Below are 24798 nucleotides of genomic sequence, written 5' to 3'. Positions count from 1 at the left end.
GGAGCATCTTCTTCGAGCGAATAGTAAGGGGAAGACGGTGAAGAGCCGTTATAGAGAATGAAGAGATTGGCATATAAAGTTTGTCAATAATTAGGGTGGTACCGCGAATAAAATCGTCCCTACTGATTAATTTCAGTAGGGTTTTTTGTATTTTCATAACAACTAAATAATAGATAAGCGATGAATGGAATAGAGTAGTGTATGTTCTCCCTGTCAAAGAGAGCTGACGGTAGGTGTAAGTCAGTACATAGAACAACATGAATTACAATCCAGGAGCATCTTCTTCGAGCGAATAGTAAGGGGAAGACGGTGAAGAGCCGTTATAGAGAATGAAGAGATTGGCATATAAAGTTTGTCAATAATTAGGGTGGTACCGCGAATAAGATCGTCCCTACTGATTAATTTCAGTAGGGATTTTTTATTTAGATAATATATATAAATCAATTGTAACTACTCAGTCACTACAATCAATTCATCTATCAAATAAAAATAGTGATGTAAAGGAGGTGAATAGCCATGAAAGATGGCTATTACTATGTAAAATCACTTGCAAAACAATTAAAAAAATTAGGAACAGAAAGAGGAAAAAAGAATGAAGAAAGATGGCTTAAAGAAAGAGTTATTACCTAGACATGTGCAGTTTTTAGCGTTAGCGGGAATGATTGGTACGGGTATTTTTAAAGGAAGCGGAGATACTTTAGGGATTGCCGGGCCTGGCGTAATTATTTCGTACTTACTTGGTGGATTATTAATGATGATTGTTATGGTGGCTTTAGCTGAAATGGCTGTTGTTTATCCAAATCATAATGTTCAACATTTAGTTCATAAGGCTTTTGGTTTTCATGTATCATTTGTCGTTGGATGGCTATACTGGATTAACTGGACGCTTGTTACAATTGTAGAAATATTAGCTGCAGGATCTTTTTTACAATTTTGGTTTTCGAATGTACCTCTTTGGTTACTAAGTGCTATTTGTGCGCTTGTAGTTGTGGGAATTAATAGCTTTCAGGTGAAATTTTACGGCGAAATGGAATTTTGGTTTGCTAGTATAAAAATTTTGGCACTTGTACTATTCATCCTTTTAGGAGGAGCAGTCTTATTTGGACTAACGAGTTTTGCTCCATCAACACCAACGCAACACTTATTAGGGCATGGTGGATTCTTTCCAAATGGTATGAAAGGAGTATTTAGTGCTTGTTTTATTGTAATGTTTTCGTTCGGAGGATCTGAGTTAATAGGGGTAGCAATTTCTGAGACAAAAGACGTTGAAAAGGTTTTACCTAAAGTGATAAAGGGTGTTGTTTGGCGCGTTATCATATTTTATATCTTACCTATTACAATTATTGCGGGATTAATACCTTGGAATGAAGTTGCAGGAAATGAAAGTCCATTTATACAAGTAATGAATGCCATTGGTATTCCAGGTGTTGCACACATTATGAATTTTGTTTTATTAACTGCAGTTCTTTCAGCTGCGAATTCAGGAGTTTTTGCTACTTCCAGAACAATGGTTGCGTTAGCTGAAAAAGGAGAAGCGCCAAAAATATTGAAACAGACTGCGAAATCAGGTGCACCAATCATTGCAATTTCTTTGAATGGCTTATTATTATTGATAGGTGCAGGACTAGCATACTTTGCTCCAGATAGTATTATAGGAACAATGATGACAATTCCAGGATTTACAATGTTATTGCTTTGGTTAAGTATTTGTTTTGCGCAACTTAAATTACGTCCTAACTATTCAACGATGCCTAATTTTAAAATGAAGTTATTTCCAACTACGACTATTATTGGAATCGTGGGGTTATGTATTATTTTCATAGGCTCAACGTTTAGTAATGGAATTTCGGTTGGAACAGTGGTTTGTTTTACAATTTTAGTAATTTTAATTGGTTTTGCTTTACTTAAAGGACGGAATAGAAAGAAAGAAGACACACAATTAAAGCATATAAGTTAAATCCATGAGCGGAATAAGTAGTATTTCATAGCGGTTATATTCTTCTAAATATAACCGCTATTTATGAGGGGGGAAAAATGAAAAGCTTCTCTTTATCCTAAAACGATAAGTTCTCTATTCGCATGTGTAATCACTTCATGCCCAGTTTTCGTCACGACAATATCATCTTCAATTCTGCAACCGCCCCAATTTGGGATATAAATACCTGGTTCTACAGTTACAACCATTCCTTCTTGCAGTGTGTCTGTACTATCTTTTGATAGTCGAAGAGGTTCATGAAGTTCTAATCCAACTCCATGGCCTGTTGAATGACCGAAATATTCACCGTATCCATGTTCAGTAATGTAATTTCTTGTAATGTCATCGATTGTTTTTGCTGACTCACCTGGGCGAATTGCTTCAGTACCGCGTTTTAAAGCTTCAAGTACAATGTTGTATATCTTTACAAATTCTTCAGAACAACTGCCAATTGCAACAGTGCGCGTTAAATCAGAGCAATATCCGTTATAAAGTGCACCAAAGTCTAATGTAACAATGTCCCCGTCTTCAATGATTTTACTTGTAGCTACTCCGTGCGGAAGAGAAGAGCGAGTACCGGACGCTATGATAATGTCAAACGATGAAGAGGAAGCTCCTTGTTTTCGCATGAAAAATTCTAATTCATCTCTTACATCGCGTTCGGATACGCCAGGTTTTAGAAAAGTTGTAATATGCCCAAAAGCATCATCTGCGATACAAGCGGCAATTTTAATCATTTCGATTTCGAAGTCTTCCTTTACGGTACGAATTGTCTCAATTATTTCATTTACATGAACAAGTTCGATATTTGTATATTTCTTTAACGCTGTGTATTGTTTCAGCGTCATATTATTTTCTTCTATACCTAGTTTTTTAATTTGTAATCTGTCTACTTGAGCGGCAATTTCTTGTTCTATGTTTCCTTTATGCATAATAATTTCTGCTTCGTGTACTTGTGCTTTCGCTTGATCTGTATAACGGAAATCTGTAATAAATACGGCATTTGTAGGTGAGATTAAGACAACTCCAGCAGTACCCGTAAATCCAGTTGCGTACCTACGGTTTTCTTTTTTTGTAATAAGTAAACCGTCTATTTCATAGTGATGTAGCTGTTCTTGTATTTTTTTTATTCTTGCATTCAATTTAATTCCTCCCTTTCATCCCCTTATATAAAGCAATAATAATGCCAACATTTTGTATAAGAGAAAAAATGGTTTATTCAGCATGAATAGGGAGTAAAGCGCTGCTGAGAAAAGAGTTTCATTAGATCTATGTCAAATAATATAGACACATAAGATGATTTTGTGTCTATATTATTTGACAGTCAAAATGATTGTGTAAAAAATGAACGAAAAAGTCGTTTGTTTCATCTGTATTTTTACAGCGAGCAATTACTGAGTTATCATCAATTGTTTTTTATTCATAATTAACACACCTTTTTTATAAGCTAGCCCATTGTTTGTTTTTGTTGGACCAGGGTACGTTTAGTAAGTATCTTCTGCATGTTAAGAGAATCAATATCTTATAAACTTTTTATAAAAGGTCTAATTAATTTTTGATGTAAGTTGATATAACTTTGAACCAAGTTGATTATTCCGAGTGACTAATGAAACCGTTCTTTTTCTTCCAAAATTAACAATCGGTATGGCAAAAAGTTCGAGATGACCTATATTCTTAGCCATCACCTCAGGAAGTATAGTTATGCCCATTCCAGCTGTTACGGATCCAAGGATAAAATCACTAAAAGCTACCTCGCTTACTATGTTTGGGTTGTGACCGAGCAATTCCATTTGTTCAATAATATGCTTTCTTGTATCACAAGGAGCTTGATGCACAATTAGCGGTTCTTCACACAATTCAGCAAGCTCAACCGTTTTTTTCGATTTAAATCGATGATCTAAAGGGAGTATCGCATAGTAAGATTCCGTAAACAATTCGTAACTCCACAACGATTCTCCAGTATATAAAGTATCAACAAAGATTGCATCAAGTCTTCCTTCTTGTAAAGAGTGTAACAGTTCGGCAGAAGTATTTTGAAGTATTAATTTTAAGGGTCTATCCGATATCCGAAGTCCCTTAATCCTTGAGGGCAAATAGTAAGTGGCTAAACTAGGTAGACTACCTATGGTTATAGGGCTATTACTACAAAATAGTTGTAATTCTTGACGAATTGCGGTTATTTCAGCAATAACAGGCATAATTCGAGTATAGAAAAGTTCACCAGCTTTCGTAAGCTCAATACCAGTTGACTTCCTGTGAAACAACACAATGTCAAGATCATTTTCTAAATTTTGAATATGTTTACTCAATGCTGGTTGAGAAATATTATTTGTTTTTGCAGCTTTAGAAAAACTTTTTTGTTTAGCAGCTTCAGCAAAGCTTTGTAACCAATCTATATTCATTGTATTCACTCCACACCTTATAACGATTTGTTATATCCTCATAAAATAATGATTGTTCCTTATTCGTTGTTTGTTTGATAATCTCTTAAATATGAAAGATATTCCAATTATAACATAACCTTATAGGTCATCATCTAATGCGGTTCCGGTTCATTTTTAAACTAGAATGAACAAGGGGTGTTTGTAACACTACCCTTAGAATTTGTTATATGTGTATATATAATTATAATAATTAATAAGGGATTCTACTACACAGAATGTTTATCGCCTATAAGTTAAGGAGGATTTACTTATGAAAAAAGTTTTATTATTATCATTGGGCATGTTTGCCTTGGGTTTTGATGCTTATATTATTGCAGGACTTATCCCAGGGATTAGTGAAACATATCATAAAAATATGTCACAAGTAGGGCAAGCCGTTAGTATATTTACTTTATTTTACGCTATATCAGCACCATTATTTTCCTCTCTACTTGCCGGAAAACCGATCAAAAAAGTATTAATATGTTCAATGCTTGTCTTTACCATCGCTAATGGTATTACAGCTCTCGCTCCTACATTTTCCATTCTCTTATTATCTAGAGCAATTGCTGGGGCAGGAGCTGGTCTATTCTCACCATTAGCTGTAGCAGCCTCTGCACAGCTAGTTTCAAACGAAAAGAAAGGAAGGGCTCTAGGCTTGACTATAGGAGGTATGAGCATAGGGACGGTGCTTGGAGTTCCTTTTGGTCTTTATATTTCTGACCTGTTTGAGTGGAAAGCAACAATTTGGCTATTAGTTATCATTGGTGTAATCGCTATGTTAGGTATGCTTAAATTTCTTCCAGATTTCCCAACTACACCTCCTCCTGCACTAAATGAAAGGTTAAAGATGTTCCTAGATAAAAGGGTAACTATAACTGTGTGTATAACATTTTTTGGTAGCGTTTCCAGTTTAGGACTATACACATATCTATTACCATTATTGAAAGAAATTACAGTCGCTAGTAATGTAACGATGTATCTTTGGGCATGGGGGTTAGGAGGATTGTTTGGAAGTATCATGATTGGTTATCTAATCGATCATTTTAAAAAGCCAAAAACTTTGGTTACAATAATTTTAATCACTTTAACAATATCTATTATATGTATACCACTAATGATTAACTTACCACTATTAAAGTATTTACCGTTCTTTGTCTGGGGAGCAATGGGCTGGGCGAGTCAAGCACCGCAACAGCATATTTTATTATCATACCAGCCGAATAATGGAAGTTCAGCGGTGGCATTAAACAGTTCTGTTAATTATTTAGGGAGTGCAATAGGTGCTACTCTAGGTGGAATTGTATTGTCTTTAGGAATGGGAGCTATTACACTGATTTATTTTGCAGTGATTTCTATGTTATTCTCCATTTGTCTACATTTTTATAGTATGAAAAACAGATTTAGAGCAACAGAGGTCAGTAAATGCTGAGTAAAAAAATGAACAAACTTTTTTATGAAAGTTCAATCATTCATATTAAATGTGAGATCCATTTTGAAATCTTTTTTCAAAATGGATTCTTATTGTTTATCCCGCTATTTGTGGGCAGTAATACTCTCGCCTCAAAATTCAGCGAAAGCATTGTCCAGTTCCAGTGGCTCGTCCAGCTTTAGCGGCTAGAATCTCCGGTCGTTTCGCCCCCTCGGACGAGGCAAAAAGCGCCTCTCCGCCCTGTGCGTGGGCGTCCTGCGATTCTGAGCGAGTCGCTTCCGCTTTTCTTAAGAAGTTAGGCGGGAGATAAACTGCCTGTAAAAGCCTGATTGGTGAGGGCTGATAATCAGTGGGGGATGAAGAAAACCCCCACTGATTAAAGTTTCACTTTATCGTACGATATGGGGTTACGAGGCATTTTTGATCTATCATTTTATAGCACTTTCGATTCTCTTCAATTTTTTTATGGAATATGTAATGTACATAAAAACTCTCCTCGTGAATGAAATGAAACGAGGAGAGTGTATCGGAATTTTTAATTTGTATCTTTAAGCCTTTAATTTCATCACTGTGTCTGTATCTGGTGTTACATATACCGTTTGTTGATTATCGTATGTCACAAACCCAAGTTTTGCTCCGCTTGGCTTTTTCACATGACGAATTTTCGTATAATCGACTGGAACTGAGCTCGATTCTTTTGCTTTACTAAAGTAAGCAGCGAGCTTTGCTGCTTCCATTAATGTTTCGTCGTTTGGCTCTAATGAGCGGATGACTACGTGTGATCCTGGAATGTCTTTCGTATGAAGCCAAATTTCATCCCGGCGTGCAAGTTTATTTGTTAAATAATCGTTTTGTTTGTTATTTTTCCCGACTAAAATCTCTGTTCCGTCACTTGCAATATATTTGTCTAATATAGGTTTCGCTGGTTTTTTCTTTCCATTTTTCGCCCTGCGATTCCGCATATATCCTTCTTCAGCTAGTTCGTCGCGAATTTCTTCAATATCTTTAGAAGAAGCAGCTTCCATTTGTTGTAGTAAGCTGTCAAAGTAAATGATTTCTTCGTGTGTTTTTTTGATTTGTTCTTCAACGATTGCGACAGAATTTTTGGCTTTTTGATATTTTTGGAAATAACGCTGTGCATTTTCTGATGGAGTGCGCAGTGGATCTAATGTAATCTTTACAGTTCCGCTATTTTCATCATAGTAATTGATAACTTCAATTTCTTTGTCGCCTTTTTTCATTGCGTACATATTAGCTGTAAGCAATTCACCAAAAAGTTGATATTTATCTGCTTTTCCCGCGTCTTCTAACGTTTTTTGTAATTTAATTAATTTCTTTTCATTTTTGGCTTTTTCATTTTGCATAAACCGTTCTAAATCATGGGCCTGTTGCTTTACGCGGTCACGCTCTGCTTTTCCGAAGAAGAATCGATCTAGTAATTCGCTGACAGATGAGAATGTTTTCTCTTCACCTTTTAAGTGTGAAAGTGGGAATAAGTAAAAGAATTCTTTCCCATTTGCTATGATCATCGAAGGCGTATACTCATGTTGTAGCAGCGGTTTTTGTAGTGTGAAAAATGCTTCGGATAATGTACGCTCATTCACCATACCAGCTTTTGAAACTACTTCTTTTGCAAATAGTGGAGAGATCCCAATAAAAGCACCTACGAGTTGTTTATCCATATTTCCTGATAAAAAGTCGAGCGGCCCGATAAATTCTTCTTGCGTTTCAATTTGCAAGGGATTGATTTTCTGTTGCGTTGGCGGTGCAACATATTCAGCTCCGCCATATACAGTGCGGTGACGGTTTACCGCTAAAGAAACGTGTTTTAAGCTATCCAAAATTGTATTTGTTTTGGAGTCTACTAAAATGATATTGCTATGACGCCCCATAATTTCAATGATTAATGTTTTTAATGATTCATCACCAATTTCATTACGGCTGCGAATTGTAATTTGAATCATTCGTTCTAAATCGATTTGTTCAATTTTTTCAATGAATCCACCTTCTAAATGTTTACGAAGAAGCATGCAAAACATTGGCGGTAATGCCGGGGAGTCATAATTTTGAGTTGTTAGATGCATCCGTGCATATGTTGGGTGTGCGGAAAGAATTAATTTTTGATTTTTTCCGTTTGCCCGAATATGTAATAAAATTTCATATTTTGACGGTTGGTATATTTTTGAAATTCTTCCTGTTTGAAGAGAATTTGCAATTTCATGTGTGATTGCTCTTGTAAATAATCCATCGAATGCCACGTTAAACACTCCTTTCTCACTAAAAGTTAATTATAGCATTTTTTCGGACGAGGCTGAATAAGCTTTCATTAGAGCATGTCTGCAATCAGGAGGTAGGTGGCGAGATGAATTGGTATGAACTGCGTGCACATGAAGTAGAAGAGCGAACGAATACAAATGTAAAAACAGGATTGACGGGACAAGAGGTGGAAGTTCGTCTGGAAAAACTTGGACCAAACGAATTGCAAGAAGCAAAACGGCCTTCTGCACTTGTTGTGTTCTTGGCGCAATTTAAAGATTTTATGGTACTTGTTTTGTTTGGAGCAACGATAATTTCTGCTTTTTTAGGAGAATATGTTGATGCCATTGCGATTGTGGCCATTGTCATTATTAACGGGATTCTCGGCTTTTTTCAAGAGAGAAAAGCAGAAAAATCACTGGAAGCATTAAAAGAGCTTGCCGCCCCGCAAGTAACTGTCCTTCGAAATGGAAAGTGGATGAAAATTCCTTCGAAAGGCCTTGTGCTTGGAGATATTATTAAATTTTCAAGCGGGGATCGTATCGGTGCGGATGTACGGCTCATTGAAGCTTCAAGTCTATATATTGAAGAGTCAGCATTAACTGGAGAATCAGTGCCAGTCCAAAAGAAAATAGATGTTCTGCATGGTGCTGATGTTTCAATTGGTGATCAAACAAATATGGCTTTCATGGGAACGATGATTACGAGAGGATCTGGTATTGGAGTTGTTATTGGAACAGGAATGAATACAGCAATGGGACAAATTGCAAATATGCTGCAAAATGCGGAGCAAAATGAAACACCATTGCAGAGAAGACTTGAGCAGCTTGGGAAAATTTTGATTATCGTTGCATTAATTTTAACGGCACTCGTTGTATTAGTTGGTGTTTATCAAGGAAATGAAACATATCATATGTTTTTAGCGGGTGTTTCGCTTGCTGTTGCAGCAATTCCTGAAGGGTTGCCAGCCATTGTGACAGTAGCACTCTCACTTGGTGTTCAGCGGATGATTAAGAAAAGAGCAATTGTAAGAAAGCTACCTGCGGTTGAAACTTTAGGATGTGCATCTGTCATTTGTTCAGACAAAACAGGGACAATGACGCAAAATAAAATGATGGTCACACATGTATGGTCGAGTGGTGAAACGTGGAATGTAACGGGGCAAGGCTATGAACCAAAAGGCGAATTTATGAAAGGTGATCAGAAAATAAATCCGACAGCAGCTCGATCTTTATATCAGCTTCTCACATTTGGATGCTTATGTAACAACGCAAATATTGTGAAAAAGAAAAAAACATATGTATTAGATGGTGATCCGACAGAAGGTGCACTCGTTGCAGCGGCGATGAAGGCTGGTATTTCAAGAGAAGGGATAAAGGATCAATTTGAGGTCATTCACGAGTTTCCGTTTGATTCAACACGGAAAATGATGAGTGTAATTGTTCGTGACAAGGCAGGGAAAAAATTTGTAATAACAAAGGGGGCACCTGATGTTTTATTACAAATGAGTCAAACCATTTTATGGGGAAATAAACAGCAGCCATTAACAGAATTGTATCGAAATGAAGTACAAACGGCAATTTATCATTTAGGAAGTCAAGCACTTCGTACAATTGCAATTGCTTTTAAACCATTAAAAACAACAGAGCAATTGCAAAGTGAACGAGAAGCAGAACGAGATTTAATGTTTATTGGATTGCAAGGAATGATCGATCCGCCAAGACCGGAAGTGAAGCAAGCAGTACAAGAGTGTAAAGAGGCGGGTATTAAAACAATTATGATTACAGGAGACCATAAAGTAACAGCGATGGCGATCGCAGAGCAGCTTGGAATTTTACCACATGGCGGCCGCGTTGTGGAAGGAATCGAACTTGCAAACATGTCAGTTGAAGAATTGGAAGATATTGTGGATGAAACATATGTTTTTGCACGTGTTTCTCCGGAACATAAATTAAAAATTGTGAAGGGGTTGCAAAATAAAGATCATATTGTGGCAATGACCGGTGATGGCGTGAATGATGCGCCGGCTATAAAAGCAGCTGATATTGGTGTGGCGATGGGGATTACGGGGACAGATGTTGCGAAAGAAGCATCATCTCTTGTGCTATTAGATGATAATTTTGCAACTATAAAAACAGCAATTAAAGAAGGAAGAAATATTTACGAAAACATTCGTAAGTTTATTCGTTATTTATTAGCGTCTAATGTTGGCGAAATTTTAGTTATGCTATTTGCAATGATATTAGCATTGCCATTGCCGCTCGTACCCATTCAAATCTTATGGGTGAATTTAGTAACAGATGGTTTGCCAGCGATGGCGCTCGGACTTGATGCAGCAGAAGGTGATGTGATGCGACAAAAACCACGTCATCCTAAAGAAGGGGTATTTGCGAGAGGGCTTGCATGGAAAATTGTGAGCCGTGGTTTTTTAATCGGTACGATGACACTCTTAGCATTCATTATTGCATACAATCAACATCCAAATGAATTAAAGTATGCGCAAACAGTTGCATTTGCAACACTTGTTTTAGCTCAGCTTATTCATGTGTTTGATTGCCGCAGTAAGCATTCTGTTTTTCACCGTAATCCATTTGGAAATATGTACTTAGTAGGAGCGGTCATTATTTCGATTTTACTCATGCTAGTAGTGATATATTATCCGCCGTTGCAACCAATTTTTAGTACGATGCCAATTCAAGCAAGAGATTGGCTCTTAATCGTTGGGCTTTCTTCTATTCCAACATTTTTATTAGTAGGATCTTTACTAACTGGGAAGTCCGAAAAGAAGAAAACAATTGTATTTAAAAGAGGGGTAAACTTGAAATAGTAAATGAGATAAAAGTATGCTATAATTTGAAAAGGTAGTAGAGTAGAATCTCTATTACCTTTTTCATTGAGTAAGATCATGGCTTGGATGTGATAAAATGATTTCGAGTATGACAGGTTTTGGACGTGCAAAAGTAGAAAGCGATGCGTTCCAAATTACAGTAGAAATGAAGTCGGTCAACCATCGTTTTTTAGAGATGAATATTCGTCTTCCGAAACAAATGATGGTGTTCGAGGATAAAATTCGCAAATTAATTGCAGAACAAGTAGACCGCGGACGTATTGAAGTATCGATTATTGTTGAAGGGGAAGGACTCGTTGAACGGAAGTTACGCGTGGATTGGTCCCTTTTAGAGCAATATAAGCTCATTATGGAAGAAACAAAGGAAAAATTTCAATTACAGGATTCGATTACATTACAGCAGCTTATTGCTATGCCGGAAGTGACAGCAATTGAAGAAGTTGAAAATGTAAATGAAGCGTTTGAACATAGTTTGTATGAAGCGGTTCGCCGCGCAGCTCATATGTTAAAAACGATGCGTGATGGTGAAGGGGAACGACTACATAAAGATTTGGAGCATCGTTTACAAGGGATTTATACGTGCTTGCATGCCATTGTCCCGTATGCACCGTCAGTCATTCAAAAATATCGTGAACGCTTAGAAAACCGTTTGAAAGAATTACATAATCAAGAATTAGAAGAACAACGATTACTTACAGAGATAGCAGTGTTTGCAGACCGCTGTGATATTCATGAAGAATTAGTTCGTTTGCAAAGTCATTTAGAACAATTTCAAGAGGCGCTGCAAAGTAAAGAGCCAGTTGGAAGGAAATTAGATTTCATCGTACAAGAGATGCATCGTGAAATTAATACAATTGGTTCAAAAGCAAATGATTTAACAATTTCCAAATATGTTGTTGAAATGAAAAATAATCTTGAAAAAATTCGTGAACAAGTACAAAATATTGAGTAGCTGTCAATTGTATACGAAGTTATACAAGAGGGAGAAATCGGATAGACTTACTAGGAGGCGCAAATTATGGCCATGCGGTTTTTAAACATTGGATATGGAAATATCGTATCTGCACATCGAATTATTTCCATTGTAAGTCCGGAATCAGCACCGATTAAAAGGTTAGTACAAGAAGCTCGCGAACAAAATGTGCTACTTGATGCTACCTATGGTCGAAAAACACGAGCGGTGATTGTTATGGATGATGGACATATTGTATTAAGTCCAATACAACCAGAAACAATTGCACATCGGTTAAACAATAAAGAAGATTTAAGTGACGAAGGGTAGGTTTAACATATATATGAGAAGTAGAAGAGGGTTGCTCATTGTTCTTTCAGGGCCTTCTGGTGTTGGAAAAGGAACAGTTCGAAAGGAATTGTTCAGTCAAGAAGATACAAATTTACAATATTCTATTTCTGTAACAACACGTAAACCGCGTGAAGGAGAAGTAGACGGCGTTGATTATTTCTTTAAAACAAGAGAAGAGTTTGAAGAGATGATTCGTAACAATAAACTGCTTGAATGGGCGGAGTTTGTTGGAAACTATTACGGAACACCAATTGATTATGTAGAGCAAACATTGCAGCAAGGGAAAGACGTTTTTTTAGAAATTGAAGTGCAAGGTGCAATTCAAGTAAAGAAAGCTTTTCCAGAAGGAGTATTTATTTTTTTAGCTCCTCCAAGTTTATCGGAGCTAAAAAACCGCATTGTGGGTCGTGGTACAGAAACAGAGGAAGTAATTCAAAATCGTTTAACAGTAGCAAAAGAAGAAATCGAAATGATGGATGCTTATGACTACGTAGTAGAAAACGATGAAGTAGAACTTGCTTGCGAACGTATTAATGCGATTGTGATAGGTGAACATTGTCGCCGTGAGCGAGTAGCAAAATATTATAAAGAAATGACGGAGGAAATGTAATATGTTAAACCCATCTATTGATTCATTATTACAAAAAATTGATTCTAAATATACACTAGTAACAGTAGCTGCAAAGCGCGCTCGTGAAATGCAAGAGCATGATGATTGTGCTGTTGAAAAACCGGTATCTCATAAATTTGTAGGGAAATCATTAGAAGAAATTAATGCACAATTATTAAAATACGAACCAAGTGAAGATAACAATCAAAAATAAAGCTTTCTTTTCGACAAATAGAGGCATAGATACTATACTTTTCTATGTAACAGTAACAACCTATTTACAAGTAGGTTGTTATTTTTTTACGATGTCGAAAAATCAAAATGGATTCATGTAGTATATAGAATAACGACAGCTTGTACTTGTATGCTGTGATGATAAGTGACTTGAAGTTCCGATAGGAGTCATGAAAGAAAGAGGACGAGACTTATGTTAAAAGGGAAAAAAATACTTTTATGTGTCACAGGAGGAATTGCTGTATTTAAAGCAGCTGCGCTAACAAGTAAATTAACACAGGCAGGTGCGCTTGTAAAAGTAATAATGAGTGAGTCGGCAATGAAGTTTGTTACACCGCTTACATTTCAAGCACTTTCTCGCCATGATGTATATACAGATACATTTGATGAAAAAGATTCAGCAGTTATTGCTCATATTGATTTGGCAGACTGGGCTGATATTGTACTTGTTGCACCAGCGACAGCAAACATTATTGGTAAATTTGCAAATGGTCTTGCCGATGATATGGTTTCAACGACGCTTCTTGCAACGACAGCTCCAGTGTGGATTGCACCTGCGATGAATGTTCATATGTACGAAAATCCAGTTGTCCAAAAAAACATGCAAACGTTAAAACAATTAGGTTATACATTTATTGAGCCTGGAGAAGGATTTTTAGCTTGCGGATATGTTGCCAAAGGTCGATTAGAAGAACCAGAAAACATTGTAGCAATGTTAGAACGGAGTTTTTCGCAAGAGAAGCCGCTGCAAGGAAAACGAATATTGGTGACGGCGGGACCGACACGTGAAAAAATTGACCCAGTTCGTTTTATGACGAATTTTTCTTCTGGGAAAATGGGATATGCACTTGCGGAAGTTGCGGCAAGTCTTGGTGCAGAAGTCATTCTTATTTCTGGTCCAACGGCGCTAACGCCGCCTGCGAATGTAACGACAATACAAGTGCAATCTGCACAAGATATGTTAGAGGCAGTTTTACATCATTATACCAATATGAATGTTGTAATCAAAACAGCAGCAGTAGCGGATTACCGTCCAAAGTTTGTATACGATGAGAAGATGAAAAAGAAAAGCGGCGATACAGTTATTGAATTAGAAAGAACGACAGATATTTTGAAAACATTAGGTGAGAAAAAGGAACATCAATTACTCATTGGCTTTGCAGCAGAAACAACAAACGTTGAAGAGTATGCAACGAAAAAATTACGCGAAAAAAATGCTGATATGATTGTTGCCAATGATGTAAAAGCAGAAGGAGCAGGGTTTGGTACGGACACAAATATTGTGACGATGTATAAACGAAATGGCGCCGTGGTTGAATTGCCGCTACTAACAAAGCAGGAAGTAGCGAGAGAAATTTTACTGCAAGTTGAAAAAATGCTGGAAGTGGATCCTGCATGAAATTTGCAAGTGTAATTGTCGATGTTCCAGCAAGGCAAACGGATAGGCCATTCGATTATATTATTCCTAAGCGTTGGGAAGATCTTGTTCAAACGGGTATGCGAGTTGTTGTTCCATTTGGACCGCGAAAATTACAAGGATTTGTCATCGGGATAAAAGATACAGTAGATGTAGATGTAAATAAGTTGAAAACATTGCATGAATTGTTAGATGTAACACCTGTATTAAATAAGGAATTGTTGCAGCTTGGAAAGTGGCTTACAGAAGAAACACTTTGTTTCACCATTTCGGCGTTCCAAGTTATGTTGCCAACAGCAATTAAAGCGACATATAAAAAACAGCTACGTCTTCATCGACCGGAAGACGTAGCGGCCAATGTGAAATTGCTCTTTCAAGGAAAAGAAAGCATCGATTGGAACGTGCTTGATGAACAACCACATTTGTACCGTGCAGTACAAATAGAAATTGCGAAAGGCACTGTGGAAGTTGTTTATGAAGTAAAAGATAAAGCGCAAAAGAAAAAACAAAAAATGATTCAACCTGTTTTGCCTCATGAAGAATTAGAGGAAACGGCTTTTCATTTAAAGAGTAAAAAGCAGCAAGATGTATTGTATTATTTCATGGAACACTATCGGTCTGTACCATTAAAAATAGTAATGGAAGAATTGCAAATGACGGATGCTCCCATTAAATCTCTTGTGAAAAAAGGTTTGTTAGCTGAAAAATATGTGGAAGTATATCGAAATCCGTATGATGATGATACTTTTGAGCGCACAAAACCATTCCCGCTTACAGAAGAGCAACAACAAGTTATTGCGCCGATCTTAATTTCCATTACAGAAGAGAAGCATGAGACGTTTTTACTGTACGGTGTAACAGGGAGTGGAAAAACAGAAGTTTATTTACAGTCAATTGAAGAAGTGCTTAGAAAAGGAAAAGAAGCCATTGTACTTGTACCGGAGATTTCGTTAACTCCGCAAATGGTGGATCGTTTTAAAGGGCGTTTTGGCTCGCAAGTTGCAGTTCTTCATAGTGCATTGTCTGTTGGGGAAAAATATGATGAATGGCGTAAAATCTTGCGGAAAGAAGTTAAAGTAGTTGTAGGGGCGCGTTCAGCGATTTTTGCACCATTTGAGAATTTAGGAATTATTATTATTGATGAAGAACATGAATCGAGTTACAAACAAGAGGACAATCCACGCTACCACGCACGTACTGTTGCAATTCGGCGGGGAGAATATCACAATTGTCCTGTTGTATTAGGAAGTGCTACACCCACACTAGAATCGTTCGCTCGTGCAAAAAAAGGTGTATATAAGCTGCTTACAATGACAAAACGGATGAATGAAATGGATTTGCCAGCAGTTGAGATTATTGATATGAGAGAAGAGCTTCGTGATGGCAATCGTTCTATGTTTTCTCAGCTTCTTCATGAGAAGATAGCAGATCGATTAGAGAAAAAAGAACAAATGGTGCTTTTTTTAAACAGAAGAGGGCATTCGACATTTGTTATGTGCCGTGATTGCGGATATGTCGTGCAATGCCCGCATTGTGATATTTCACTTACATATCACAGAATGAATAACCGCTTGAAATGTCATTATTGTAGTTATGAGGAAAATTTACCGAATGCTTGTCCTGCTTGTAATAGTTCCTATATCCGCTTCTTTGGGACAGGGACACAAAAGGTTGAAGAAGAAATTACAAAATTGTTTCCAGAAGCACGCGTTATTCGAATGGATGTGGATACGACAAGTCGTAAAGGGATGCATGAAAAGCTCCTGAAATCATTTGGAGCAGGAGAGGCGGATATTTTACTTGGAACGCAAATGATTGCGAAAGGTCTTGATTTTCCAAATGTGACGCTTGTAGGTGTATTGACAGCAGATACAATGTTGCATTTGCCGGATTTTCGGGCGAGTGAAAAAACATATCAGCTTTTAACGCAAGTAAGCGGCCGAGCTGGACGTCACGAACTTCCAGGAGAAGTTGTGATCCAAACGTATACACCTGAACACTATAGTATAGAATTAGCAAAAAAGCAGAAGTATGATTTGTTTTTTGAGCGTGAAATGTATATGAGGAAAATGCGGCAATATCCACCATATTATTATGTTACGTTAGTTACAGTATCTCACCCGGAATTATTAAAAGCAGTGCAGGTAACAGAAAAAATTGTAGGTTTTTTACGACAACATTGCTCACAGCAAACGATGATCTTAGGTCCAGTTGCTTCGGCAATTCCTCGTATAAAAGATAGATATCGATACCAATGCATGATAAAATACAAACGGGAACCAAACTTAAAGTACGTGCTTAAAATGGTAAATGAACATTATCAGGCAGAAATGCAAAAAGATTTGCAAATCTCAATTGATTTTAATCCAACTATGTTGATGTAGTAGAGCTGAATTTAGAGGCAAATGGATAAAATAGAGTGAAACTTTTATAAGCTAGGAAGAAGGGCCTCGTTGCCCGTACTGCTGGCATGTGCCTAAATAGGCAAGCAAATCATCAATGGAGTTGCCTCCATTGATGGAAGTTTCAATTTGATTGTATGTTGAAAAGGAGAGTAGTATGGCAACATTAGAAATTGTAAAACATCCAAATGAAGTATTAGAAACACCGTGTGAACGTGTTATTAATTTTGATAAAAAGTTAGTGAAGCTTTTAAAAGATATGCACGAAACAATGTTAATTGCGGATGGTGTTGGATTAGCAGCGCCGCAAGTTGGTGTTAGTCTGCAAGTTGCTGTTGTAGACATTGATGATGATAACGGGAAGATTGAATTAATTAATCCTGTTATTTTAGAAAAACGTGGTGAACAAGTAGGTCCCGAAGGCTGCTTAAGTTTTCCGGGGCTTTTTGGTGATGTAACACGTGCTGAGTATATTAAAGTACGTGCCCAAAATCGTCGTGGTAAAGTGTTTTTATTAGAAGCAGACGGCTTTTTGGCCCGTGCAATTCAACATGAAATCGATCATTTACATGGTGTGTTGTTTACATCGAAAGTAACGCGATATTATGAGGAAAATGAATTAGAAGAGATGTAAAAGGAGAGTTTTTCAAATGGTGAAAGTTGTATTTATGGGAACACCGGACTTTTCAGTGCCGGTGCTTCGTCGTCTTATTGAAGATGGATATGATGTGATTGGTGTTGTGACGCAGCCTGATCGTCCAGTAGGTAGAAAAAAAGTGTTAACCCCAACGCCTGTGAAAGTTGAAGCAGAAAAACATGGTATTCCGGTATTACAACCGTTAAAGATTCGTGAAAAAGATGAATATGAAAAGGTGTTGGCATTAGAGCCAGATTTGATTGTGACAGCTGCATTCGGACAAATTGTTCCAAATGAAATTTTAGAAGCGCCGAAATATGGATGTATTAATGTCCATGCTTCGTTACTTCCAGAACTTCGCGGCGGTGCACCTATTCATTATTCGATTATGCAAGGAAAAGAAAAAACAGGCATTACGATTATGTATATGGTTGAAAAATTAGATGCGGGTGATATTTTAACGCAAGTAGAAGTCGAAATTACTGAACGTGAAACAACCGGCTCATTATTTGATAAATTAAGCGTAGCTGGAGCTCAGTTATTATCTGAAACGGTGCCGCTTTTAATACAAGAAAAGTTAGAACCAATTAAACAAAATGAGGAAGAAGCAACATTTGCTTATAATATTAAACGTGAGCAGGAAAAGATTGATTGGTCGAAAACTGGAGAAGAGATTTACAATCATATTCGTGGCTTAAATCCTTGGCCAGTTGCTTATACGACATTAGCAGGACAAGTTGTAAAAGTATGGTGGGGAGAAAAAGTTCCTGTCACAGAGAAAGCTGAAGCTGGAACAGTTGTTGCAATTGAAGAAGATGGTTTCGTTGTGGCTACAGGAAATGCAACGGCAATTAAGATTACTGAGTTGCAACCATCTGGTAAAAAACGCATGGACTGTTCACAATTTTTACGTGGAACAAAGCCTGAAATAGGTACGAAGTTAGGAGAAGACGCATGAAACAAAACGTTCGTGAATTAGCTCTTGACGGTTTAACGCAAGTTGAAAAAAGCGGCGCATATAGCAATTTGCTTTTAAACAACCTTATTGAAAAAAATAGTATTGATAAAAAAGATGTTGGATTGTTAACTGAAATTGTATACGGAACAATTCAACGACGCGATACACTTGATTATTATTTACAGCCGTTTTTACGAAAAAAGATTGAACTGTGGGTAAAAGTATTGCTTCGTCTCTCTTTATATCAAATGTTATATTTAGATCGTGTTCCAGAACGGGCAGCCATTCATGAAGCGGTTGAAATTGCGAAGCGTCGTGGCCATAAAGGAATCGCCGGACTTGTGAATGGAGTACTTCGTTCGATTCAGCGTGAAGGTATTCCATCACTAGATGAGATTAAAAGTCCGGAAAAGCGTCTTGCTATTGCAACAAGTCATCCAGAATGGCTTGTTAAAGAATGGATAGAAGCATACGGAATTGAAACGGCAAAGCAAATGTGCGAAGTAAACATACTCCCGCCAGTTCCGACAGCTCGCGTTAACGTAGCGAAAGCGTCTATAGAAGATGCGCTCAAAATGTTAGAAACAGAAGGAATTCAGGCAAAGCATGGCGATTTATCGGAAGATGCGATTCAAATTGAAAAAGGGAATGTAGCTCATACAGAAGCATTTCAAGAAGGAATGTTATCTATTCAAGATGAAAGTTCTATGCTTGTAGCTCGTGCGCTTGATCCAGAGGCAGGAGATATAGTTCTAGATAGCTGCGCTGCTCCTGGTGGGAAAACGACGCATATTGCAGAACGTTTGGGAGGAACGGGAAAAGTTATTTCTCTTGACTTACACCCACATAAAGTGCGTTTAATTCAGCAGCAAGCAAAGCGTCTTGAATTAGAAAATGTAGAAGCGAAAGCTCTTGATGCACGGAAAGTGCAAGAGCATTTTGAACAAGAAAGCTTTGATAAAGTATTAGTAGATGCACCGTGTTCTGGATTTGGAGTAATCCGCCGTAAACCAGATATTAAAATAGGGAAACAGAAAGAAGATAGTGAAAGACTTGCTAATATTCAACTATCTATTTTAGAAAAGGTAGCTCCTTTGTTGAAAAAAGGAGGACGTCTTGTTTATAGTACGTGTACAATTGAGAAAGTAGAAAATGAACAAGTAATAGAGCAGTTTTTACAATCACATCCTGAATTTGAATGGGATGCAACAATGAAAGACCGATTACCAAAAGCTGTGCATCCTTATGTAGTTAATGGTGAAGTGCAAATTTTGCCACATTACTTTGCAACGGATGGATTTTATATTGCTTGTTTAAGAAAGAAGGTGTAGCATCATGGAAACAACTGTGAAAAAACAAAAAAAAGAATTAGAAGAAAAAAAACCATCTATTTATTCCTTGCAGCTTCATGATATGGAACAATGGCTAAAGGAACAAGGAGAACCTAAATTCCGTGCCGGTCAAATTTTTGATTGGCTATACAAAAAAAGAGTAACAACTTTTGAGGATATGTCAAACCTTTCTAAAGGATTGCGTGAAAAATTGTCGAATTCCTTTGATATTACGACTTTAAAAACATTAGTAAAACAAACATCTTCAGATGGAACGATTAAATTTTTATTCCAACTGCATGATGGTTATTCGATTGAAACAGTATTAATGCGCCATGAATATGGAAATTCAATTTGTGTGACAACACAAGTTGGGTGCCGAATTGGCTGCACATTTTGTGCGTCAACACTTGGCGGCTTAAAACGTAATTTAGAAGCTGGTGAGATTGTTGCGCAAGTAGTTGAAGTACAACGTGAGTTAGACGCTTCAGATGAGCGTGTTAGCTCTCTTGTTGTAATGGGAATCGGAGAACCGTTTGATAATTATGACAGTTTAATGGCGTTTTTACGCATCGTGAATCATGAAAAAGGTCTTCACATTGGGGCTCGTCATATGACGGTATCAACAAGTGGAATTATCCCGAAAATTTATAAGTTTGCTGAAGAAAATATACAAATTAATTTTGCGGTTTCTTTACATGCTCCAAATACAGAGCTGCGTTCAAAATTAATGCCAATTAACCGAGCGTACAAGCTGCCAGATTTAATGGAAGCTATTAAATATTATACTGAAAAAACAGGGCGCCGTGTTACGTTTGAATATGGCTTATTTGGAGGAGAAAATGACCAAGTCGAACATGCTGTAGAATTAGCTCAGCTGTTAAAAGGTGTGAAATGTCATGTTAACTTAATTCCAGTTAACTACGTACCAGAACGCGATTATGTGAGAACGCCGCGTGAGCAAATTTTCTTGTTTGAAAAAACATTAAAAGATCGTGGTGTTAACGTAACAATTCGTCGTGAACAAGGTCATGATATTGATGCAGCCTGCGGTCAGTTGCGTGCAAAGGAGCGCAAAGAAGAGACGAGGTGAAATAATGAAAACCGTGTTTCTATCTGATAAAGGAAAGGTTCGTCAACATAATGAAGATAGTGCAGGAGTATTTCATAATTTAGATGGAGAGGTTTTAGCTGTTGTAGCAGATGGAATGGGAGGTCATCGAGCAGGCGATGTTGCTAGCTCGATGGCAATCCAATTGTTCCATGACTATTGGAAACAAACGTATAATATGAATACGCCTAAAAAAGCAGAACAATGGTTATATAATCATGCTCAAATTATTAATGAACGAGTATATAAATATTCTGGAGAACATCCAGAATGTAGTGGAATGGGGACGACGATCGTTGCTGCTATATGTACGAATACTTTTGTTACGATTGGTCATATTGGAGATAGTCGTTGTTATATGTTATCAGATGATTATATGTCACTTATTACAGAAGATCATTCCCTTGTAAATGAACTCGTTCGGCATGGAGAAATTTCAAAAGAAGATGCTGAATATCATCCTAGAAAAAATGTTTTACTTAGGGCACTTGGTACGGAAGAAACCGTTATATTAGATGTGAAAACCTTAGTATTAGAAGAGGGAGATCAACTGTTACTCTGTTCGGATGGATTATCTAATAAAGTTGCAATGAGTAATATGCAAGAGATTTTAAAATCTGATGAGCCTCTGCAAGCAAAAAGTGAGCAACTTGTGCAGCTTGCAAATGATTTTGGAGGGGAAGACAATATTACTCTTGTCATTATTGATTATGCGGACTCGGCGAACGAAAGTAGGTGAATGACAACGTGATGATTGGAAGACGCCTAAATGACCGTTACAAGCTACTAAAAATGATTGGCGGCGGGGGAATGGCCAATGTATATTTGGCACATGATGACATACTCGATCGTGATGTAGCTGTAAAAATGCTGCGGCTTGACTATTCAAATAATGAGGAATTTATTAAGCGTTTCCATCGAGAAGCACAGTCGGTTACAACGTTATCTCATCCAAATATTGTGAATATGTATGATGTTGGAGAAGAAGATGGAATCTATTATCTTGTTATGGAATATGTACCAGGTCAAACGTTAAAACAATACATACAACAGCGAGGTCTTCTTCCTGTAGAAGAAGCGATTGATATTATGGAACAATTAACTGCTGCGATGGCTCATGCGCATCATTTTGAAATTGTCCATCGTGATATTAAGCCTCATAACATTTTAATTCGAAATGATGGTGTTGTGAAGGTTACAGACTTTGGGATTGCAACTGCGACAAGTGCAACTACTATAACACACACAAATTCTGTTCTTGGTTCTGTTCATTATTTATCTCCTGAACAGGCAAGAGGTGGTGTTGCAAATAAGCAATCAGACATTTATTCTCTTGGGATTGTAATGTTTGAATTATTAACTGGAAGGCCGCCATTTTCTGGAGAATCTGCTGTTTCTATTGCGCTTAAACATTTACAAAATGAAACACCATCTCCCAAAAGGTGGAATCCTGATATTCCGCAAAGTGTAGAAAATATTATTTTAAAAGCAACAGCGAAAGATCCGTTTCATCGTTATCAGTCTGTAAATGCAATGAACCGTGATATTGCAACTGCATTATATCCAGAGCGAATAAATGAACAACCTTTCTATATACCAGAAGATATGGAAGCAACAAAAGCGATTCCTATCATTCAGCAGGAACAGTTAATAAGTGCAACTACTGAAGAAACAATTATTTTACCTGGAAAGCCGAAAGAAGAAAAGCAGCAGGACGAACCAGAAAAACAAAAGAAGAAAAAAAGCAATCGTTGGCTTAAAATTTTGTTAACAACGTTCCTATTTTTAGTCGTTTGTGGAATATTAGCAGTGACGGTGATTCCAGGTTTCTTTATTCCAAAGGAAGTCAAAGTGCCGGATGTGTCTGGGATGACATATGAAAAAGCGGTGAATACACTTAAAGGATTCGACTTGACATCGCCGCAAACTGTATATACAGATGCAGTAGAAGAAGGTAAGGTTATTAAAACAAGTCCAGCGGCAGATCGAGTTGTACGAAAAGGTACAAAAATTACGATTTTTAAATCAGGTGGAAAGCAAAAGAAAAAAATGCCTAATTTAATAGGGAAAGATTATGACAACACTAAAGATGAATTGATTCCATATAAAGGGGTTATTCCTTATTATATTGAAAGTGACAAGCCGCAAGGTGAAATTGTGGAACAAATTCCAGAAGCAGGGCAACTTATTGTAGAAGCAGAGCAAGAGGTAAAGGTGTGGATTAGTAAAGGGCCAAAACAAATTAGCCTCGCCGATTTTTCTGGTTGGACAGAAAGTAGTGTGAATAGCTATTTAAACGAGAAAAAGCTTGTGCCAGAAATAAAAAGAGAGTATTCCGATAAAGTGGATAAGGGGCTAGTTATTTCCCAATCACCAAAGCCGGATACGAACTTAAAAGAAGGGGCAAAAGTAACGATTACTTTCTCTGATGGACAGAAAGAAAAACCAACAAAAATTGTGAAAGTTGATAATATCCAAATTCAGTATCAAGGACCAGCAACTGGAGAGAAAACACCGCAAACGATTGAAATATATAAAGAAGATATGAAAAATACTATGGATAAACCGCTTGAAACGAGAACAATAACGGAGTCAACGACAGTCTCTCTTGATTTTATTATTCAAGAAGGAAAAAAAGGGCGTTACAAAATTGTTCGTGATGGAACGACCTTAATTGAAAAAGAAGTTTTGTATCCAACACAATAAAGTGAAACTTTAATCAGTGGGGATTTTCGGCCCTCACCAATCGGGCTTTTACGGGCAGTTTATCTCCCACTAAACTTTTTAAGGAAAGCGGAAGCGGCTCGCTCAGAATCGCAGGACGCCCACGCCCAAGGCAGAGAGGCGCTTTTTGCCTCGTCCGAGGGGGCGAAGCCACCGAACATTCTAGTCACTGGAACTGGACGATGCTTTCGCTGAATTTTGAGATGGGAGTATTACTGCCCGCGAATAGCGGGATAAATAAAGGAGAGAATGTATGCCAGAAGGGAAAATTATAAAAGCTTTAAGTGGGTTCTACTATGTGCAGCATGAAGAAGGGATAACACAGTGCCGAGGGCGTGGTGTATTTCGTAAGAATAAGATTACACCGCTTGTTGGTGATCAAGTTGTATTTCAGGCTGATAATCCGAGTGAAGGGTATGTTCTAGAGATATTAGAACGAAAAAATGAACTTGTGCGTCCACCGATTGCGAATATTGATCAAGCACTTCTTGTGTTTTCAGCCGTAGAACCAGAATTCAATCCATTGCTATTAGATCGGTTTTTAGTTTTAATTGAGTTTCATAATATTAAGCCAATTATTTGTATTAGTAAGATGGACTTAATAGATGTGAAAACACGTGAAATGATTGAGGCATATGCGAAGGATTACATGGCAATTGGATATGATGTTATATTCACTTCAACGACAACATCAGAAAGTATAGAAGTGTTAAAGCCGTTTTTAGAAGGATGTGTTTCTGTTGTAGCAGGTCAATCTGGTGTAGGGAAATCTTCACTTTTAAATGTGTTACGTCCAGATTTAGCACTAAAGACGAGTGGGATTTCAGCTCATTTGGGACGAGGTAAGCATACGACAAGACATGTGGAATTAATTGAAGTAGGAAGTGGGCTTGTGGCCGATACACCTGGATTTAGCTCACTCGATTTCATCGATATAGAAGTAGAAGATCTCACATATTGTTTTCCGGAGTTGAAAGAACAGAGTCAATACTGTAAATTTAGAGGTTGTACACATCTTTCTGAACCGAAGTGTGCGGTGAAAGAAGCGGTAGAAGAAGGGAATATTACAAACTATCGTTATGAGCACTATGTGCAATTTATTGAAGAAATTAGAGAGAGAAAGCCGAGGTATTAATT

General features: G+C 37.4%; 19 protein-coding genes and 1 other annotated feature. Of the genes, 16 read left to right on the top strand and 3 right to left on the bottom strand.

What is annotated here, in order from left to right; translation table 11 throughout:
- The first annotated feature begins 171 nt into the window (after window positions 1-171).
- Window positions 172-396: a binding site (T-box leader), on the top strand.
- A gap of 196 nt (window positions 397-592) precedes the next feature.
- Window positions 593-1957 (top strand): amino acid permease, encoded by a 1365-nt coding sequence (locus MR076_RS08375; protein ID WP_242219586.1) that lies wholly within the window; start codon window positions 593-595, stop codon window positions 1955-1957.
- 92 nt (window positions 1958-2049) lie between these two features.
- Here MR076_RS08375 and MR076_RS08370 read toward each other — a convergent pair whose 3' ends face one another.
- Together MR076_RS08370 and MR076_RS08365 are read right to left on the bottom strand one after the other, a co-directional pair.
- Window positions 2050-3117 carry a M24 family metallopeptidase gene (locus tag MR076_RS08370; RefSeq protein WP_242219584.1) on the bottom strand — a complete coding sequence of 356 codons (1068 nt, stop codon included), beginning with the start codon at window positions 3115-3117 and terminating at the stop codon, window positions 2050-2052.
- 402 nt (window positions 3118-3519) lie between these two features.
- On the bottom strand, window positions 3520-4377 hold the full coding sequence (locus tag MR076_RS08365) for a LysR family transcriptional regulator (protein ID WP_242219582.1): 858 nt from the start codon (window positions 4375-4377) through the stop codon (window positions 3520-3522).
- 292 nt (window positions 4378-4669) lie between these two features.
- On the opposite strand from MR076_RS08365, the gene MR076_RS08360 reads away from it, so the two are divergent.
- Entirely contained in the window at window positions 4670-5830 is a 1161-nt protein-coding gene (locus MR076_RS08360; RefSeq protein ID WP_242219580.1) for an MFS transporter, read from the top strand.
- A 548-nt stretch (window positions 5831-6378) separates the two neighbouring features.
- Here MR076_RS08360 and MR076_RS08355 read toward each other — a convergent pair.
- Window positions 6379-8088, bottom strand: coding sequence for an Rqc2 family fibronectin-binding protein (locus tag MR076_RS08355; RefSeq protein ID WP_242219578.1), 1710 nt, complete (start codon window positions 8086-8088; stop codon window positions 6379-6381).
- Between the two features lie 104 nt (window positions 8089-8192).
- On the opposite strand from MR076_RS08355, the gene MR076_RS08350 reads away from it, so the two are divergent.
- The 14 genes from MR076_RS08350 (at window position 8193) to rsgA (ending at window position 24796) form a co-directional block, all read left to right on the top strand.
- The gene (locus tag MR076_RS08350) at window positions 8193-10913 is read left to right on the top strand and encodes a calcium-translocating P-type ATPase, SERCA-type (protein WP_242219576.1); all 2721 of its coding nucleotides are present in this window, start codon (window positions 8193-8195) and stop codon (window positions 10911-10913) included.
- A 97-nt stretch (window positions 10914-11010) separates the two neighbouring features.
- Entirely contained in the window at window positions 11011-11886 is an 876-nt protein-coding gene (locus tag MR076_RS08345) for a YicC/YloC family endoribonuclease (protein WP_242219575.1), read from the top strand.
- A gap of 66 nt (window positions 11887-11952) precedes the next feature.
- Entirely contained in the window at window positions 11953-12216 is a 264-nt protein-coding gene (remA, locus tag MR076_RS08340; RefSeq protein WP_020059206.1) for an extracellular matrix/biofilm regulator RemA, read from the top strand.
- A gap of 13 nt (window positions 12217-12229) precedes the next feature.
- Window positions 12230-12847: a guanylate kinase gene (gene gmk / locus MR076_RS08335; protein WP_242219573.1), complete on the top strand. Its 618-nt coding sequence runs from the start codon at window positions 12230-12232 to the stop codon at window positions 12845-12847.
- 1 nt (window position 12848) lies between these two features.
- Window positions 12849-13061 (top strand): DNA-directed RNA polymerase subunit omega, encoded by a 213-nt coding sequence (gene rpoZ, locus MR076_RS08330; protein ID WP_242219571.1) that lies wholly within the window; start codon window positions 12849-12851, stop codon window positions 13059-13061.
- Between the two features lie 213 nt (window positions 13062-13274).
- Window positions 13275-14480 carry a bifunctional phosphopantothenoylcysteine decarboxylase/phosphopantothenate--cysteine ligase CoaBC gene (gene coaBC, locus MR076_RS08325; protein ID WP_242219569.1) on the top strand — a complete coding sequence of 402 codons (1206 nt, stop codon included), beginning with the start codon at window positions 13275-13277 and terminating at the stop codon, window positions 14478-14480.
- Window positions 14477-16882 carry a primosomal protein N' gene (priA, locus tag MR076_RS08320; protein WP_242219567.1) on the top strand — a complete coding sequence of 802 codons (2406 nt, stop codon included), beginning with the start codon at window positions 14477-14479 and terminating at the stop codon, window positions 16880-16882. Before coaBC ends, priA begins: the two co-directional genes overlap by 4 nt.
- A gap of 175 nt (window positions 16883-17057) precedes the next feature.
- Entirely contained in the window at window positions 17058-17534 is a 477-nt protein-coding gene (gene def, locus MR076_RS08315) for a peptide deformylase (RefSeq protein ID WP_242219565.1), read from the top strand.
- A 16-nt stretch (window positions 17535-17550) separates the two neighbouring features.
- Window positions 17551-18495: a methionyl-tRNA formyltransferase gene (gene fmt, locus MR076_RS08310; RefSeq protein ID WP_242219563.1), complete on the top strand. Its 945-nt coding sequence runs from the start codon at window positions 17551-17553 to the stop codon at window positions 18493-18495.
- A complete protein-coding gene (gene rsmB, locus MR076_RS08305) occupies window positions 18492-19826 on the top strand; it encodes a 16S rRNA (cytosine(967)-C(5))-methyltransferase RsmB (protein WP_242219561.1) in 1335 nt (444 codons plus the stop codon). The genes fmt and rsmB overlap by 4 nt, the downstream gene beginning before the upstream one ends.
- A 4-nt stretch (window positions 19827-19830) precedes the next feature.
- A complete protein-coding gene (gene rlmN, locus MR076_RS08300; protein ID WP_242219559.1) occupies window positions 19831-20919 on the top strand; it encodes a dual-specificity RNA methyltransferase RlmN in 1089 nt (362 codons plus the stop codon).
- Window positions 20920-20923: 4 nt separating this feature from the next.
- Window positions 20924-21676, top strand: a complete 753-nt coding sequence (locus MR076_RS08295; RefSeq protein ID WP_242219557.1) for a Stp1/IreP family PP2C-type Ser/Thr phosphatase — start codon at window positions 20924-20926, stop codon at window positions 21674-21676.
- Window positions 21677-21684: 8 nt separating this feature from the next.
- Window positions 21685-23643 carry a Stk1 family PASTA domain-containing Ser/Thr kinase gene (gene pknB / locus MR076_RS08290; RefSeq protein ID WP_242219555.1) on the top strand — a complete coding sequence of 653 codons (1959 nt, stop codon included), beginning with the start codon at window positions 21685-21687 and terminating at the stop codon, window positions 23641-23643.
- Between the two features lie 271 nt (window positions 23644-23914).
- Complete coding sequence (gene rsgA / locus MR076_RS08285; protein WP_242219554.1) at window positions 23915-24796, top strand: ribosome small subunit-dependent GTPase A; 882 nt, start codon at window positions 23915-23917, stop codon at window positions 24794-24796.
- Window positions 24797-24798 lie beyond the last annotated feature (2 nt).

It is taken from the genome of Bacillus cereus group sp. BfR-BA-01380, assembly GCF_022663535.1.
GTDB lineage: Bacteria > Bacillota > Bacilli > Bacillales > Bacillaceae_G > Bacillus_A > Bacillus_A cereus_BB.
This window is presented reverse-complemented; position numbering and strand designations above follow the sequence as displayed.

Excerpts from the sequence above, each read along its gene's own strand:
- MR076_RS08375 (WP_242219586.1), top strand. The coding sequence starts at position 593 with ATGAAGAAAGATGGCTTAAAGAAAGAGTTATTACCTAGACATGTGCAG.
- fmt (WP_242219563.1), top strand. The coding sequence starts at position 17,551 with ATGGTGAAAGTTGTATTTATGGGAACACCGGACTTTTCAGTGCCGGTG.
- MR076_RS08365 (WP_242219582.1), bottom strand. The coding sequence starts at position 4,377 with ATGAATATAGATTGGTTACAAAGCTTTGCTGAAGCTGCTAAACAAAAA.
- gmk (WP_242219573.1), top strand. The coding sequence starts at position 12,230 with ATGAGAAGTAGAAGAGGGTTGCTCATTGTTCTTTCAGGGCCTTCTGGT.
- MR076_RS08350 (WP_242219576.1), top strand. The coding sequence starts at position 8,193 with ATGAATTGGTATGAACTGCGTGCACATGAAGTAGAAGAGCGAACGAAT.
- def (WP_242219565.1), top strand. The coding sequence starts at position 17,058 with ATGGCAACATTAGAAATTGTAAAACATCCAAATGAAGTATTAGAAACA.
- MR076_RS08295 (WP_242219557.1), top strand. The coding sequence starts at position 20,924 with ATGAAAACCGTGTTTCTATCTGATAAAGGAAAGGTTCGTCAACATAAT.
- rsgA (WP_242219554.1), top strand. The coding sequence starts at position 23,915 with ATGCCAGAAGGGAAAATTATAAAAGCTTTAAGTGGGTTCTACTATGTG.
- coaBC (WP_242219569.1), top strand. The coding sequence starts at position 13,275 with ATGTTAAAAGGGAAAAAAATACTTTTATGTGTCACAGGAGGAATTGCT.
- MR076_RS08345 (WP_242219575.1), top strand. The coding sequence starts at position 11,011 with ATGATTTCGAGTATGACAGGTTTTGGACGTGCAAAAGTAGAAAGCGAT.
- rpoZ (WP_242219571.1), top strand. The coding sequence starts at position 12,849 with ATGTTAAACCCATCTATTGATTCATTATTACAAAAAATTGATTCTAAA.
- MR076_RS08360 (WP_242219580.1), top strand. The coding sequence starts at position 4,670 with ATGAAAAAAGTTTTATTATTATCATTGGGCATGTTTGCCTTGGGTTTT.
- rsmB (WP_242219561.1), top strand. The coding sequence starts at position 18,492 with ATGAAACAAAACGTTCGTGAATTAGCTCTTGACGGTTTAACGCAAGTT.
- priA (WP_242219567.1), top strand. The coding sequence starts at position 14,477 with ATGAAATTTGCAAGTGTAATTGTCGATGTTCCAGCAAGGCAAACGGAT.
- remA (WP_020059206.1), top strand. The coding sequence starts at position 11,953 with ATGGCCATGCGGTTTTTAAACATTGGATATGGAAATATCGTATCTGCA.
- rlmN (WP_242219559.1), top strand. The coding sequence starts at position 19,831 with ATGGAAACAACTGTGAAAAAACAAAAAAAAGAATTAGAAGAAAAAAAA.